At 63.6% G+C, this 264-nt stretch carries 1 protein-coding gene; it reads left to right on the top strand.

Annotation, left to right across the window (positions count from 1 at the left end; all coding sequences use genetic code 11):
- A partial coding sequence (locus tag RAD04_RS38860; protein ID WP_461627991.1) for an S-layer homology domain-containing protein occupies positions 1–264 on the top strand: 264 nt, incomplete at both ends.

Raw genomic sequence — 264 nt, 5'->3', positions numbered from 1 at the left:
CCGCTGGGCGCAGAGAACGGGCATCACCAACGGCATCAGTGCCGACACCTTCGGCTCCATGACCCCCACCAATCGCGCCGCAGCCGTGACCATGCTGTGGCGGTACGCTGGCTGCCCCGAGCCCACCAGCACCGAAAATCCCTTCCTGGATGTCTCCGAGGAAAGCTACTATTTTAAGGCAGTCCTCTGGGCCCTGGAAAACGGCATCACCAACGGCATCAGCGAGGACCAGTTCGGCCCCGCGCTTTCCTGCAACCGCGCCCA

It is taken from the genome of Bradyrhizobium sp. 25ACV (assembly GCF_054863005.1).
This window is presented reverse-complemented; position numbering and strand designations above follow the sequence as displayed.